Here is a 16,221-nt window from a genome sequence, read left to right on the forward strand (position 1 = left end):
GAGAGATGATAGCAAAACCCGAGGGCAGCATGTGGAGTGACGACCAGTGGAAAGCCATCGCGCTCTCGGGCGATGACATGTTGGTTGCAGCTGCGGCTGGTTCAGGGAAGACCGCCGTGCTGGTTGAACGGATCATTCGCAAAATCCTCGACGATTCCGCGGGGTTCAGCGTTGACCGGCTTCTTGTGGCTACATTTACCAAGGCAGCGGCTGCCGAAATGCGAGGACGGATCCGGGAAGCGCTTGACCGTGAGCTGGACCGGGATCCGGACAATGAGCATGTCCGGCGCCAGCTCGCTTTGCTTGGCAGGGCGTCGATTACAACGCTGCATTCCTTTTGCATGGAAGTCATTCGGCGATATTATCAGTTAATACCCCTGGATCCGGGATTCCGCATCCTGAATGAACATGAGGCGGATTTAATGCGGCAGGATTTGCTGGAGGAGCTGTTCGAAGAGAAATACGGCGAGGCCGAGGGCGATTCGGAGAGCCGTTTTGTAAGATTTGCGGACTGGTTTAGCGGCGAGCGAACAGATGACGCGCTGTACAGACTCGTGCAGCGTCTCTACGATTTCTCCCGCAGCCATTCTTGGCCGGCACATTGGCTTAGGGAAACGGCTGCCGGCTTCCAGGTGCAAGATACGGAGGCTCTTGGGCAAACGCCATGGGTTCAAAGCATATTGGCGGATGCGCGGTTGGCCTTGAATGGAGCAGCCGGGTTGCTGCAGCAAGCCAGGGCGATCGCCATGCAGCCGGGAGGTCCTGCGCCGTATGTGGACAATCTGGATGACGACTTGCGCCTGGTCGCCTCCCTGCTCGAGGCTATCGATATTTCGCCGTGGGAATCGTTGTACGGCATTTTCCGTGAGGCGTCTTTCGGCAAGCTCAAATCCGTTCGGAAGGATGAGGTGCTGCCGGAGCTTCAGGAACAGGTTAAGGAACTGCGCGATAACGTGAAGAAAATGGTCAACGAGTTGAAAAGTGCATTGTTTGGCCGTCCGGCATCGGAGTTTTTACAGGAACTTCACACGGCAGCGCCGCTGATGATGGAGCTGGCCGAGACGGTTATCGCTTTTGGCGAGCGATACCGGGAGGCCAAGGCAGCCAAAGGCATGGTCGACTTTAACGACCTTGAGCATTATTGCCTCCATATTCTTCGCCACCCCGATTCCGTGCCGGGCCATATGATGCCTTCCGATGCGGCGATGGAATATCGCGAGCAGTTTGATGAAGTGCTGCTCGACGAATATCAGGATACGAATAGCGTACAGGAAGACATTGTACGATTGATCTCCCGGGAAATGCCGGGTAACCGGTTTATGGTCGGAGACGTGAAGCAGAGTATTTATCGGTTCCGCCTGGCGGAGCCGGGACTGTTTCTCGATAAATATAAGACGTTCTCTTCCGACGCGAGCACGGCTCAAGCCGGCATCCGGATTGATTTGGCCCGTAATTTCCGCAGCCGGATGGAAGTGGTGGATGCCGTCAATTTGCTGTTCCGGCAGATCATGAATGAATCCGTAGCCGAGATTGCCTATGATGCCAGGGCTGAGCTTGTATGCGGGGCTTCCTTTCCGGAGCAGGAGATTCAGGATGGCACGAACCCTTACATCCCTGAATTGCTCCTGATTGACCGCCTTGGAAAAGGGACGGAGGAGCAGTCCGAAGACTCGGCTTCCGAGGAAGACGGGGCTCATCTTGAGGTTGAGGCGCTTGAAATGGAAACCGCCCAGCTGGAGGCCCGCGCCATTGCCCGCAGAATCCGTGAGATGACAGGCGAAAGCGGGAAGCCGCTCATGGTGTACGATAAGGGACTGAAATCGATGCGGCCCGCGGGGTACGGGGACATGGTTATTTTGCTGCGCTCAGCCATGGTATGGGCACCGTTAATTATAGAGGAGCTGCGTCAGGAAGGAATTCCGGCGTTTGGCGAGCAGAACAAAGGATATTTTCAGGCGACGGAAGTGGAGATCATCTTATCTCTACTGCAGGTGATTGATAATCCCCGGCAGGATATTCCCCTGGCTTCCGTATTGCGCTCGCCCATCCTCGGATTATCCGAGGAAGAGATGGCACAGGTGCGCCTGTGTGCCAAAGGGACTTATTACGATGCGCTTCAAGCGGCAGTCGCGTTAAGCAGCGCCCCGTCGGTCATGGATTCGGCACGCCCTGTGGGCTTTGTGGATGGCAAATGGACCCCGGGCGTAGAACTGGAAGGCTTGGCTGAAGCAGCAGCAGGTCATGAGCTTGTGGTTGGCAGCTTTCTTTCGGATGCTCCGCCATCAGCCGAAGGTCAGAATATCGAAATATCCCCGGAGCTTGGCTCAAAACTCGGATTGTTTATGGATCGGCTTCAGCGCTGGCGGCAGGAAGCCCGCCAAGGAAGTTTGAGCGATCTGATCTGGCGAATTTACAGTGAAACCGGCTATTTGGATTGGGTTGGCGGTCTGCCCGGCGGCAAGCAGCGTCAGGGCAATCTGACTGCTTTGTATGACAGAGCCGTGCAGTATGAACAGGATACAGCCTCCAGAGGTCTCTTCCGCTTCCTGACCTTTATCTCCCGGCTCCGGGAGCGAGGCGGGGATCTCGGCACGGCCGGCGGTACGGAAAGTCAGGGCAACGCGGTGCGCTTGATGACCATCCACAAGAGTAAGGGGCTGGAATTCCCGGTTGTTTTTGTTGCGGGATTATCCAAAAATTTCAACCAGCAGGATTTGAATTCCCCTTTCCTGATGCATAAGGAGCTAGGCTTTGGACCGAAGTTTGTGGATGAAGGGATGCGCGTTAGCTATCCGACGCTGCCTAATCTGGCGATCCGGCGCAGGTCACAGCTGGAGCTGTTGGCTGAGGAGATGCGTGTGCTTTACGTTGCCCTTACCCGGCCTAAAGAGAAAATGATCCTCGTCGGCACGGTGAAGGATTTGCCGAAGAAGGTAACTGCGTGGGCACAAGCCGACTTTAACCCGGAGCTTCTTCTGCCGGATTACGTCCTTGCCCGGGGCCGGAGTTACTTGGATTGGATCGGTCCGGCCGTGATACGCCATCCATCCGCGGGTGTGCTCCGCGAAAAGGCGGGATTATCCGGGGAGACGAGCTCACGCGTGTTGGGGGAAGATCGATCGCAATGGATATTTTCGATCGAGACGCCGGAATCCTTGGCGCAGGGCATGACCGGCATTGAGGAAGACACGCGGGCGGATAGCGACGATCGGATGAATAAGCTGAGTGCCCTGCGCAAGCTCGAGCCGATTGTTCCGGTGGCAGGTATAGCCGAAGCGGAAGATAAGGGTGGGGACGATCAACGTGCAGGCATCTATGAGCGTTTGTCTTGGAGTTATCGATATGAAACGGTTAGTCAAATTTCCGCCAAAACGTCCGTAACGGAGATGAAGAAGCTGCTTGCCTTACAGGACAGCCCCTCCCTGGATCTGCTTCAGGAGCAGGCTGTACAACGTCAGAGCAACGAAAATATCGGGGGAGACGCTTCCTTCACACTGAGCTTGCGGCGGCCGAAATTTATGGAGTCAACGAAGCTGACACCCGCGGAACGGGGAACCGTGTATCATACGATCATGCAGCATGTGCCTCTTCAACGACTGGAGGGAGCTACGGAACCGACGCCGGAGATCGAAGACACGATCCGCTATCTTGTAGAAAAAGAAATCATAACCGGTGAGCAGGCAGCCGCGGTAGAAGCTCAGGAGATCAGCGGCCTTTTTGATTGCGAGGTAGGGAAGCAGCTGCTGACTGCAGAGGATGTCTGGCGCGAGATGCCGTTTTCATATGCACTCCCTGCAGCTGAAGCTTATCAAGGGCTCGCTTTCATGGACCAAATCTCGGCCCAAGCGGCCCAAGCAGCCCCGGATGTGCAGCTTCTTCAGGACGAAACCGTCCTGATCCAAGGGGTTGTGGACTGCCTGTTCAGGCATAACGGAAGACTTGTGCTGCTGGATTATAAAACAGACCGGGTGCTGGAGCATCGCGGCGGCGTTTTTGCCTTGGCCGAGCAGTATCGCTTTCAGCTGGATCTATATGCGAAGGCCTTGGAGGATATTTTAGGCGAGCCCGTTCATGAAAAATGGCTGTACTTTTTTGATGGGGGACATGCCGTTCAACTATAGTCAATTCTATTGATTTGATATGGAAGTTTGAAACGGGAGAGGAGATTAGCAATGCGTATTTTGCATACCGGAGACTGGCATCTGGGACGCACGCTCGAAGGCCGGAGCAGGCTTGCCGAGCAGGAGCGCTTTCTGGATGAGCTGGTTAAGCTGGCAGACGAAGAGCAGGCCGATCTGATTCTCATGGCGGGGGACGTCTATGATTCCGTAAATCCGCCTGCGGCAGCAGAGCAGTTGTTCTACGATGTGGCCGCCAGGCTTACGGAGGGGGGGCGCCCTATGGTGGTCATTGCAGGCAACCACGATCAGCCGGAACGGGTTGCGTCGGTCACGCCGCTTGTTGCAACCAGAGGCATAACGCTGATCGGGACACCTATTGCCGATGCGGTCACTGTTGCAGCGGCACGTACCGGAGAAACGGCCAAGATTGCGGCACTCCCATATCCGTCGGAGGCCAGGCTCAATGAGCTGCTTTCGATCGATGGAGATGAGGATCAGCTCCGCCGTGCCTATAGCGAGAGAGTCGGACAACTGATGAGGAAGATGGCGAGGGATTTTTCTCCGCAGACGGTCAATCTGGCCATGAGCCATATCTATGTGCTTGGCGGCGTCGAGAGCGATTCCGAGCGACCGATTCAGGTCGGTGGAGCGTACACGGTTGACCCGTTGGCACTTTCTGTAGGTGCATCCTACACGGCCCTTGGCCACCTGCATCGTTCTCAGGCAGTAAAAGGGGAGGGGATCATCCGCTACAGCGGTTCACCGCTGGCCTATAGCTTCTCGGAAGCGGGACAGGCCAAATCGGTGACCCTGGTTGACGTATCGCCAGGAGGAGCCCCCGTGATCGAGGAGCTGTTTCTTAGCAGCGGCCGCCCGCTTGTTCGCTGGAAGGCAAAAGGCGGCCTGGAAGAAGTGTATCGGTGGCTGGATGAGGGGCGTGATCCTGAAGCATTCATCGATTTAGAGGTATCCCTAACGGAGGCCATGGGGCTTGCCGACATTCAGCGACTTCGAAAGAGCAGGGACGGCATTGTTCACATTCGTCCGGTTTACCCGGAGATGGAGGCACTGGAGCTGGAGAGCGAGCGCTCCCGGCTGCCGCTGCCGGACCTGTTCCGAAAGTTCTACCAGCGGCAAACCGGCGGGGCGGAGCCCGAGGATCATCTGGTCGATTTGTTTCTGGAGCTTGTTGAGGAAGAGGAGACTGACGGGACGGAGGTGAAGTCGTAGATGAAACCGATCTTGTTGAAATTATCCGGACTGCAGAGTTATCGAGAACCGCAGGAGATTGATTTTGAGACGTTGTGCGAAACCGGACTTTTCGGTATTTTCGGACCGACGGGAAGCGGGAAATCCACACTGCTGGATGCTATTACTTTAGCCATGTACGGAAAGGTGGAGCGTGCGGTTAACGGAACCCAGGGCATCATGAACCATTCGGAGGACAGCTTGTCCGTCTCTTTTACGTTTGAGTTGTCATCCGCTGCCGGACTGGAGCGATACCGGGTAGAGCGCCGATTCAAACGGGTCAATGAGCTCTCCATCAGCAATACGGTGAGTCGATTTATCCAAGTTACCCCCGATGGGGATCAGGTGATGGCGGATAAACTGGCCGAAGTCACCCGCTGCGTAGAAGAGAAAATCGGACTTAAAATGGATGATTTCACCCGTGCGGTCGTTCTTCCTCAAGGTAAGTTTGCTGAATTCCTCTCCCTGAAGGGGAGTGAGCGTCGGCAGATGCTTCAGCGGCTGTTTCATTTGGAACGGTACGGAGACCAGCTTGCGATCAAGCTGAGCCGCCGCGTGAAGGATACAGAGGGTTCGCTGAAATCCGTCGAAGCCGAGCAGCAAGGGCTGGGCAGTGCAGGCAAAGAAGCTCTGGCGGAAGCGACTACGGTGCTGGAAGATGCCAAGAAACACGCGGCGTCATCACGGAATCTTCTCCAGGCCGCCATTGAAGCCCATGAAGCTATGGGGAAAATCCGTGAGTTGGATATGGAAAAACGGCGGCTCCAAGGGAAGCTGGATGAACTTGCCCTTCATGAGGAAGAGATGAAGCAGCTGGAACGACGGCTTGAGCTGACAGGGGCGGCAGCCGCAGTTCTTCCTGCGCTGGAAGCTTGGCGCGAATCCGGCAAGGTCTGGGATCATCGGAGGCAGGTTGCCGAAGGACTCACCGCGCAAGCCGCATCCGCTCAGAACGCGGCGGAGCAAGCCGTCAAGGCGGATGAAGCTGCCCAGGCAGCCCTTCGGGCCGAGGAGCCGAAGCTGGTGCTTCGGGAGCAGCAGCTGGAGCAAGCCGTTTTATTGCAGCGGGAACGTGACGGATTACGTGAAGAACTGATTAGGCTGGATGCGCAGCGAGTGGACGCACGCAAAGAGCTTGATGGAGTAACTGCCCAACTGCAGAAGGAACAGGAGCTGCTCGAACGGGGGCAAAAGCGGCAGGAGGAGCTGCAGACCAAGCTGAAAGGGCTTGAGATCCGCTCTGGTGAGCGTCAAGCGCTTCATATGGCGATGCAGAAGGTCCAAGCCCTTGAGTCAGCCGGCAGACGGAAACAAAAGGCTGAGCTCGAGTTAAAATCGCAGGAGAGCAAGCTGAAGGAGCAAGAAGCAAGCCTTATTGCCCTGCAGAAGCAGGAGCAAGAATTGCAGCGGCACTACATACAGCTCTCCGTGCAAGCTGACAGCTTGCAGCGTGATGCAGCCGAAGCCTCGTCGTTTGCCGATGGGATGGCGGCCGCGGCAGCTCAGGTAAACCAGGCGATGAGCGACTCGCTTCGCAACAAGCAGCTTCATGCGCTGTCCCTTTCGCTCGCCGCCGAGCTTCGGGAAGGAGCTCCTTGTCCGGTTTGCGGAAGTGAACATCATCCTCATCCTGCTGCCTCATCAGGGCACCCTGAAGATCATCTCGATGAGACCATGAATCAGCTGGCACAGATCACTCATCAGATCCAGGAGGCCAGATTAACCCTGCGGGGGCAAGTGAATGAAGCGGAAGCGCTGGCAAGCCAAACGCGTTCGCAGATTGAGCCGTATGCAGATGACGAGCTGCTTGCCGTCAAACTAGCCGGGCAGGAGCAACAAGGATGGATGGAGGCAGCGGTGTCAACGATACCAGCCGCTGATAAAACGTACGATGTAGAAAAGCTGGCTTCAGACACGGCATGGCTCATAAAAGCAGCCGAAACCCAGGCTGCAGCCATCGGGCAATGCCGTATGGAAGCGTCCAAGGTACAGCAGAGCCTCTCCACATGCCGGCAGGAGCTTATGAAACAGAGCGCCGCGCTTGAGAATGGGCAAATGACTTGGAACCAGCTTCGGGATCAGCTGGCAGGACTGGAAGCTGAAGCTGAAGGCATTTTAACCTCCTGGCAGGCAGTCAAGCCGGACTTCTCTCTGGAGGAAGCAACCGGCCGTTTTCAGCTCATGCAAGAGAAGGATGCGGAAGCCGAGTCCATAAAGGAAGGGCTGGAGCGCAGCGTTCCATTTATTGAGGAGAAGAAGCAGGCCGTCCTTCGCTTGGAGCAGCAGCTTCGTGAGCTGGAGAAGCAGCTGATTCAATGGGATGCTCAGCGTGAGGGAAAGGCGGATGGACTGAAGGATAAGGAAGAGCGTCTTCGGGCATGGATCGGCGACCGGTCGGCTGAAGAGCTGCTCGGAGAATGCCGGTCCAGAGCGACCCTGCTGAAGGAAGCTGCTGAACAAGCCAGAAGCGAGTGCAGGAAGGCAGAAGAGAAGGCTCAGCATGCAGCCAAGGAAGCGGCTCTTGCAGAACAGGCTGAGAGATCTGCGCAGGAGCAGCACCAAGCTGCCAAGCTTGCCTGGGAGAACCAGCTGGCAGCCTCACCGTTCGCTACGGAGCTTGCCGTCCTGGAAGCCTGTTTAACCGCGGAAGAAAGTGAACGATGCGCACAGTTAGTGAAAGCCCATCGGGAAGGACAGCGGGAATGGACGCTGAGGCTTCGCGACGTCGAGCAGAAGCTTGGTGCGAGCCCTTTTCATGAAGAGGAGTGGGAACGGTGCACAGCCGACCTTCAGGCGGCTCGTACAGCCGATGAGGAGGCCCTTCAGGCGAGAGCCCGAGCCGAGCGTGACTTGGAGGACCTGACCAAACGTCACATCCGGTTTATGGAATTGGAAGAGCAGCGTCTTAGCCTTCAACGAGAGAGCGAGCGCTTGTCCAAACTGCAGTCCTGCTTGCGTGGAAACGCATTTGTTGAATATATTGCGGAAGAACAGCTAATGCAGGTGAGTCAGTCGGCTTCCCAGCGTCTTCGTTATTTAACCAAGCAGCGCTATTCGCTTGAGGTGGATTCCGGTGGAGGCTTCGTCATTCGGGACGATGCCAACGGCGGCGTCCGGCGTCCGGTATCCACACTATCGGGCGGCGAAACATTTCTTACCTCATTGGCCTTGGCTTTGGCACTCTCGGCACAGATTCAGCTGCGCGGGCAATATCCGCTGCAGTTCTTTTTCCTCGACGAAGGGTTCGGCACGCTGGATCCGGAGCTGCTGGAAACGGTCATCACCGCCCTTGAGCGGCTCCATACCGATAAGCTGACCGTTGGCATCATCAGTCATGTGCCCGAGCTTCGGGCGCGTCTGCCGCGCAAGCTGGTCGTACGGCCGGCGGAGCAAGCGGGAGCCGGATCACAGCTTGCGATCGAATCGATGTAGCACGGTTGATGTGATCTAAATCACGGAAACAGCTACATGGCGCTGTTATAGTACAGATAAGCCGACATATATAAGAAGCACCGGGCAGGCGCTTGATCATGAGAGATTCCAATCTTTTCCCTTGCTCTCGTGATGAAGCGCCTCCTTACTGGACAGCTGCGTTCCGGGGGTGCTTCTCTTTTTTTTTGCGTATGTCTCATTGTCATCTATTGGACGCACTGCCTAATTTCTTATATGATAAAAGCATGTAAACGTATGAAAGGGGTAACCGTGATGGATTGTCTTTTTTGTAAAATCGTAGAGGGGGAGCTTCCTTCCACGAAAGTACTCGAGAATGATAAGGTGCTTGTATTTCAAAACATTAACCCGGAGGCGCCGGTTCATGTTCTGATTATTCCCAAGAAGCATATCGCATCCATGAACGATATTCAGGATGAAGATTTGCTGCTGATTGGCGAGATGCACAAAGCGGCGAAAGAAGCCGCTGCCAAGCTGGGCATTGCGGAGAGCGGTTATCGATTAATTAACAACTGCGGACCTGACGGGGAACAATCGGTGTTTCATGTGCACTATCATCTGATGGGCGGTCGCCGTTTAGGCGCTCTAACAGGGATTTCGCCCACGCATACATAACATCAGGCCAATGAAGAAATAGATCAGCCTCGCAGCGGAACGTCGTGGCGGGGTTGTTCCAATTCCTGCGACTATTGTAAAATAGACGCCTAAGGTTGACACCTTATTTCCGTTTGCCCTATAATGAAGTTTGATGAACCGTGTTAATGCTCTTGGACGGTCTGGTCGGAGGGAGGGAAAACTGGTGTCTGAAACTAAAGTTCGCAAAAACGAGACAATTGATGCTGCACTTCGTCGCTTCAAGCGTTCCATTGCTAAAGATGGCGTATTGGCTGAAGTGAAGAAACGCAAGCATTATGAAAAGCCAAGCGTAAAGCGCAAGAAAAAGTCCGAGGCTGCTCGTAAGAGAAAGTTTTAGGAGGATCTGAACTAGCATGAATCTTAGCGAACGATTGAACGAAGATATGAAGCAAGCGATGAAGAGTAAGGACAAGTTCAAACTCTCAACGATTCGAATGGTTCGTTCGACGATAAAAAATCTTGAAATAGATTTGAAACGAAGTTTGGATGACAACGAAGTGCTTGATATTTTTAGTCGTGAAATCAAACAGCGCAAAGATGCCCTCCAAGAATTTGAAAAAGCGGGACGCGACGATCTTGCCGCCGATGCAAAAGCAGAAATTGAGCTCCTAAGCGCCTACCTCCCGGAACAGCTTACTGAAGAAGAAATTAAAGTCATTGTACAGCAGACCATCCAGGAAACCGGTGCTTCTTCAAAAGCCGAGATGGGTAAAGTAATGAGCGCTCTCATGCCAAAAGTTAAAGGGCGTGCAGATGGAAAGCTTGTCAATCAAGTTGTTCAACAATTTCTGTAACAACATAAGTGAAACACCCCTTGTTTTCTCAAGGGGTGTTTTTTCTTTTTATCCGGGGGATGTATTCATGAACCGCCTCTTGGCGATGGTTTTTTCTAAGGATGGGCATACTTTTTGAAACGAAATCGTTTCTGATTCGTAGTAACTACCATATGAGGGCAAGTAGATACATATGCTTATGCAAAAGGCAGGTCGCTGAACCCGTTTTGTCGAAGTATAGGGGTACAGATGGCTTAATACGTCGAAAAGGAGGGGAACAGATGAGCAGACCGTTATGGATCCGCAAATTCCTGACATTCACGGCAGCCGTCGTTATGATGCTGATATCGATCGGTATGTATGTAGGTCCGATGAAATCCGCGGTGGCTGCTAACATCGGATCGGTGTATGTCATTCCGGTCAAGCAGCAGATCGAGCGCGGCTTAACCAGCTTCATGGAACGTGGATTTAAGGAAGCCGAGAAGATGTCGGCTGGACTGATCATCCTGGAAATTGATACGCCGGGAGGCTTGGTCGACCAAGCGGGTAAAATTGCATCCTTGATGAAGGCCAGCGATATTCCGATTGTGGCTCACATCACGGGTGATGCCGCATCGGCTGGAAGTTACATTGCGCTGAACGCAGACAAGATTGCCATGGCGGAAGGCAGCATGATTGGCGCGGCTTATATGGTGGATGCCAGGGGGAATCCGATCGAGGATGCCAAGATGGTTTCCTGGTGGAAAACAAGCATGGCGAGTGCCGCTGAAGCTTCAGGTCGAAATCCGGAGATTGCCAAGGGGATGGCTGATCTCAAGATGAAGATGGACCTACCTGAAGTCGGTTTGACGAAGCAACCCGGGGAGATCATATCGTTGACGCATGATGAAGCGCTGAAGACGGGTTATGCGGATACGATTGCGAACAGCACAGAAGAAGTTATCACGTGGATGGACTACTCCACGCAGGACATATTTCGGATGGAGCAGACCTTTTCAGAGAAGCTGGCTACCTTCCTAACGCATCCCGGTGTCATGGCGCTCCTGCTCTTCATCGGTATTGCAGGTGTCATTATCGAAGTGATAGTTCCGGGCTTTGGTGTGCCGGGCATTCTAGGGGTGACCGCATTTGTACTGTATTTCTTCGGTAACCAGGTCGCAGGATTTGCCGGTTGGGAGAACTGGCTGCTGTTTGTGATCGGTATCGTGATGCTGGCGATGGAGCTGTTTGTGCCAAGCTTCGGGATACTGGGCATCATAGGATCAGCCAGCTTGATTGCCGGCGTTGTTATGGCTGCCTACAGCACGTCTCATGTGGCTCTATCCCTAGGTATTGGGGCGGCTTGTGCTCTGGTGGCTATCATCGTGGTCGCTCTCGTATTTAAGGAACGGGGAATATGGCGGAAGTTTATTCTCAGCGACAGCTTATCCAAAGAGCAAGGGTATATTCCGAATGAAGACCGGGATGTACTTATCGGTCTGGTCGGCACATCGATAACGCCGCTGCGACCAGCTGGAACGATGGAGCTTGAGGGGCGACGCCTTGATGTAGTTACCCTTGGAGGGTTTATCGATTCCGGTCGGCCGGTCCGCGTCATCAAGACGGACGGCACCAGAATTGTCGTAGAGGAAGAAAAAGGGTGAACCTCGTCACGGAATTGTGTAGTATTAAATGGGCTAATGTTTAAGCGTTCAAGTGAGAAACGTAAATATTTTAAAAATGGAGGGTAAAGTAAATATGGATGGTTCTTTGATACCAGTACTACTAATCGGGGTTGTCGCGATCATTGTGCTAAGCGTGTTTTTCAGTTTCTTCCCGTTAATGCTCTGGATCTCGGCGATCGCTTCCGGCGTGCGCATCGGGATTATTACATTGGTGGCCATGCGACTGCGGCGCGTAACGCCGAGCCGGATCGTGAATCCGCTCATCAAGGCGACAAAAGCAGGTCTAGGCCTGAATATTAACCAACTTGAGAGTCACTATCTCGCAGGCGGTAACGTTGACCGGGTGGTTAATGCATTGATTGCAGCCCAGCGTGCGAATATTCCGCTCGAATTCGAAAGAGCTGCTGCGATTGACCTGGCAGGACGCGATGTTCTGCAGGCTGTTCAGATGAGCGTTAACCCGCGTGTTATCGAGACACCGGTTGTAGCAGCTGTTGCTAGAGACGGTATTGAAGTGAAGGTTAAGGCTCGTGTTACCGTTCGTGCCAACATTGACCGTTTGGTCGGGGGGGCTGGCGAAGAGACGATTATTGCTCGTGTCGGCGAAGGGATCGTAACGACGGTAGGTTCCAGTAATTCGCATAAAGATGTTCTTGAAAATCCGGATCTGATTTCGAGAACGGTTCTGTCCAAGGGACTCGACGCGGGAACAGCATTTGAAATTCTGTCCATCGATATCGCGGACGTGGATGTAGGCAAAAACATCGGCGCCTACTTGCAGACCGAACAGGCGGAAGCCGACAAGCGTATTGCCCAAGCGAAGGCGGAAGAACGCCGCGCGATGGCGGTAGCCCAAGAGCAAGAGATGAAGGCTCGCGTCGTAGAGATGAGAGCACGCGTTGTGGAATCGGAATCCCAAGTTCCGCTGGCTATGGCTGAAGCGCTTCGCAGCGGCCAATTGGGCGTGATGGATTATATGAACCTGAAGAATATCGAAGCCGACACGCAGATGAGGGGTTCCTTCGGTAAACTGGGTGAGAATAATGACAATTCCGGGGACAACAAAACCAAGTAACGATGAGGTGAGCCTATAGTGAGCTGGTTAATCGAAAACTTTTACGTTGTAGCTGTTATAGGCTTCTTCATTATCTCCGCCCTCGGAAGACGCGGCAAGAACCCTGAGGAGGGGAAAAACCCCCGTATGCCGTCCTTCGGCGGCGAAGGGGATCGTCCTGCAAGACCGGGGCAGCAGCGACCACAGCGGCCTGAAGCAAGACGGGTACAGACGACTCCGCAAGTCTCCCGTCCGGCACCTGTTCAGGAAAGCACCCGGATCGAGCGGATGGATGAAGAAGAAATGGATACCGGCAACGGATACTCTCTTGAACATCAAGAGATTGACCGAGCCAGACGTGAGGAAGAGATGAGGTCTCGACCTGACAGCATAGATCATAGACTCGAGATGATGGAGCGGGATTTGAACCGAATTCACTCGAATTTGAACCGGATGACCATCGCATTACCTGAAACGGTTGTCGAAAGCCGGGATGAAGATCATGAACAGTCCAGGGGCAGTGGATCGTTTCTTGCAGAACAAGCTCGAAACGGCATTGTTTGGGCCGAAATTCTGGGAACTCCGCGTGCCAAGCGCCCCATGAATCCTCGTCGTTAACTTGGCGGATTCATAAGGGACATTCGACCCGATTACTTGAATAAGATATGCGTAAAGATACAATTCATAGATTCATAGAAGCAGGAGACCGCCTTGTCAGATTTTTTTGACGGGGCGGTCTTTTTACTTTTGATCTCATAAAACGGCTTCCTGGGGCATAAGGTGTACAGTACAGGAAGGGGGAAAGTCTCCATATGTCCCGCATCAGCCGCAAGCTGCAGAAATGGACCCAAGAGATGCTTGATTTGCCACAGGACCTGTTATTTGATTTGCCGCGGTTGACCCTGATTGGCAATAAAGAGCTGCATATCGAAAATCATCGCGGAGTCCGGCATTTTTCCGAGGAACGACTTGTGTTGTCTTTAACGCAGGGTTCTTTGGAGATTTCGGGGACCGGACTTGCGATTCAGGCTATTCAAAGCCATGAAGTGACCATCATTGGCACCATTCATCATATTCAATACATAGGAACGGGGGAGAAACCGTGAAAATTCCGACGATGATCCATCTTCGAGGATATTTGAAGCTCGCTGTTCGCGGTGAGCATGTGGAAGCATTCATCAATTCATTGGCGGAGGCGGGGATTCCGGTTTGGGATGTAACACCGACAGGGGCCCACTCAGCAGAGCTTAGGCTGCTGCTGAAGGATTTCAAAGGGCTCCGGCCGCTGTTAAAACGGACAGGCTGCCGTACGCGGATCAAGGGGCGTTACGGATACCCCTTCAAAGCTCGCCGTCTGTTGATACGCAAAGCGTTTGTTATCGGCATTGTTGCGTTTTTTATGATCCTGCTCACGCTTTCCTCGATGGTGTGGAACGTGGAAGTCGAGGGGAATGAAACGATCGCTTCGGAGGATGTTCTTGATGCGGCCAAGTTGGAAGGCATTTATCCGTTTCAGTGGATATTCAAGCTGCAATCGATGGACAAGCTGTCCGGAAATATGACCGCCCGCCTCCCGGGGACTTCATGGGTAGGGGTGGAACGCAACGGGACGCGCATTCGCATCCAGATCGTAGAGGCGGCCGTACCGGAGAAACCGCCGCTCCAGAGCCCGAGGCATCTAATCAGTACGCAGGACGCTGTGATCACCCATATTTACGCCGAGAAGGGGGTCCCGAAAGTAGGGATTAACAGCCGGGTGAAGAAAGGCGACATTCTGATTTCCGGTGTCCTTGGGGACGAGGAAAATTCGGAACGAATTGTAGCCAAAGGGGAAGTGAAGGGCCTTGTATGGCATGAATACGATATCGAAATCCCATTGGTGAAGACCCATAAGGTGTATACGGGGGAAGGAAAGAAGCGTTCGTATATCGTATTTGGCGATCGGGCCGTCCAGCTGTGGGGCTACGGGGATATTCCGTTTTCGCAGCAGGAGACCTTGACCTTCTATGATCCGCTTACGTGGAGGACGCGCGTGCTTCCGCTGGGCTGGATGACGGAAAAAATCATGGAGGTTACCGAGGTGCAGCGGACCATAAGCGAGGATGAAGCGAAAAAAGAGGGAATCGAGGGGGCACGCCGGGATATTTTGGCGAAATATGGGACCGATTCAAGATTTGTAAGCCAAAAAATTTTGCATGATAAGAAAGAGAATGGTAAAGTTTATATGAAAGTGCTTTTTGAGGTGGAAGAGACCATCGCGAAAGAACTTCCCATAGTATACGATCAAGGAGAATGAGGCTATTTGTCACAGCAAACGACCAGCATTCAAATTTTACTTCAAAGCGCGTCAGAAGGTCTGTCGTTATTCGGACCACAAGATACATTTCTTAAATTAATCGAAAAAGAAATTCCTGCGACGATAGATTCACGGGAAGCGATCATCACGATTCGTGGACAACATCGAAATGTGGAGAGTCTTCAGCAGCTGTTTGAAGTGCTGCTCCAGCTTGTGCGCAACGGCTACATTTTGACCGAGCGTGATATCCTTTATGCTGTAGAACTCGCCAAGGATCTGAGAGCTGATCAATTGCTGGATCTGTACAAGGGCGAAATCACGACAACCTTCAAGGGCAAGCCTATTCGTGTAAAAACCATCGGTCAGAAGCACTATGTGACCACCATCAAAAAGCGGGATGTTGTATTCGGAATCGGTCCTGCCGGAACAGGGAAAACCTACTTGGCTGTCGTTCTGGCTGTTGCCGCCCTGAAGGAAGGTTCCGTCAAAAGGATCATTCTGACAAGGCCGGCAGTAGAGGCTGGAGAGAGTCTGGGCTTCCTGCCGGGTGATCTGCAGGAGAAGGTTGATCCTTATCTTAGACCACTGTACGATGCCTTATACGATGTTATGGGCCCGGATCAAACGGCCAAGGCGCTGGAGCGTGGATTGATTGAAATTGCGCCGCTTGCTTACATGCGCGGGCGGACGCTGGATGATTCATTTATTATTTTGGATGAAGCACAGAACACCACGCCGGAACAGATGAAGATGTTTCTGACACGGCTTGGATTCGGCTCGAAGATGGTCATCACAGGGGACGTGACCCAGATTGACCTGCCGCGGGGCAAGAAATCAGGACTTATCGAAGCTAAATCGATATTAAGCGGAATTGAGGAAGTCGGATTCGTCTATTTTGCCGAACAGGATGTTGTACGTCACTCTTTAGTGCAAAAAATCATCGTCGCTTATGATAAAGCAGCAGAAAACCAAGATTAAA

12 protein-coding genes are annotated in these 16,221 nt (G+C 53.3%); all 12 read left to right on the top strand.

Annotation, left to right across the window (positions count from 1 at the left end):
• Window positions 1-5 precede the first annotated feature (5 nt).
• The 12 genes from addA (at window position 6) to AC0VZ8_RS09135 (ending at window position 16,220) form a co-directional block, all read left to right on the top strand.
• Window positions 6-4,121, top strand: coding sequence for a helicase-exonuclease AddAB subunit AddA (addA, locus tag AC0VZ8_RS09080; RefSeq protein WP_475487666.1), 4,116 nt, complete (start codon window positions 6-8; stop codon window positions 4,119-4,121).
• Window positions 4,122-4,172: 51 nt separating this feature from the next.
• On the top strand, window positions 4,173-5,351 hold the full coding sequence (locus AC0VZ8_RS09085) for an exonuclease SbcCD subunit D (protein WP_475486676.1): 1,179 nt from the start codon (window positions 4,173-4,175) through the stop codon (window positions 5,349-5,351).
• Window positions 5,352-8,801, top strand: coding sequence for an AAA family ATPase (locus AC0VZ8_RS09090; protein WP_475486677.1), 3,450 nt, complete (start codon window positions 5,352-5,354; stop codon window positions 8,799-8,801).
• A 273-nt stretch (window positions 8,802-9,074) separates the two neighbouring features.
• Window positions 9,075-9,434 (top strand): histidine triad nucleotide-binding protein, encoded by a 360-nt coding sequence (locus AC0VZ8_RS09095; RefSeq protein ID WP_475486678.1) that lies wholly within the window; start codon window positions 9,075-9,077, stop codon window positions 9,432-9,434.
• Window positions 9,435-9,618: 184 nt separating this feature from the next.
• On the top strand, window positions 9,619-9,792 hold the full coding sequence (gene rpsU, locus AC0VZ8_RS09100; RefSeq protein ID WP_005547957.1) for a 30S ribosomal protein S21: 174 nt from the start codon (window positions 9,619-9,621) through the stop codon (window positions 9,790-9,792).
• A gap of 16 nt (window positions 9,793-9,808) precedes the next feature.
• Window positions 9,809-10,249 (top strand): GatB/YqeY domain-containing protein, encoded by a 441-nt coding sequence (locus AC0VZ8_RS09105; RefSeq protein ID WP_006209020.1) that lies wholly within the window; start codon window positions 9,809-9,811, stop codon window positions 10,247-10,249.
• Between the two features lie 260 nt (window positions 10,250-10,509).
• A complete protein-coding gene (locus AC0VZ8_RS09110) occupies window positions 10,510-11,871 on the top strand; it encodes an NfeD family protein (protein WP_475486679.1) in 1,362 nt (453 codons plus the stop codon).
• A gap of 94 nt (window positions 11,872-11,965) precedes the next feature.
• Complete coding sequence (gene floA / locus AC0VZ8_RS09115; RefSeq protein WP_475486680.1) at window positions 11,966-12,967, top strand: flotillin-like protein FloA; 1,002 nt, start codon at window positions 11,966-11,968, stop codon at window positions 12,965-12,967.
• Window positions 12,968-12,985: 18 nt separating this feature from the next.
• Window positions 12,986-13,564: a hypothetical protein gene (locus AC0VZ8_RS09120; protein ID WP_475486681.1), complete on the top strand. Its 579-nt coding sequence runs from the start codon at window positions 12,986-12,988 to the stop codon at window positions 13,562-13,564.
• Between the two features lie 194 nt (window positions 13,565-13,758).
• Window positions 13,759-14,052 carry a sporulation protein YqfC gene (gene yqfC / locus AC0VZ8_RS09125; RefSeq protein WP_071222936.1) on the top strand — a complete coding sequence of 98 codons (294 nt, stop codon included), beginning with the start codon at window positions 13,759-13,761 and terminating at the stop codon, window positions 14,050-14,052.
• The gene (gene yqfD / locus AC0VZ8_RS09130) at window positions 14,049-15,242 is read left to right on the top strand and encodes a sporulation protein YqfD (protein ID WP_475486682.1); all 1,194 of its coding nucleotides are present in this window, start codon (window positions 14,049-14,051) and stop codon (window positions 15,240-15,242) included. The genes yqfC and yqfD overlap by 4 nt, the downstream gene beginning before the upstream one ends.
• 6 nt (window positions 15,243-15,248) lie before the next feature.
• On the top strand, window positions 15,249-16,220 hold the full coding sequence (locus AC0VZ8_RS09135) for a PhoH family protein (RefSeq protein ID WP_475486683.1): 972 nt from the start codon (window positions 15,249-15,251) through the stop codon (window positions 16,218-16,220).
• Window position 16,221: the final 1 nt, after the last annotated feature.

Source organism: Paenibacillus sp. QJM3NY_38 (assembly GCF_056173265.1).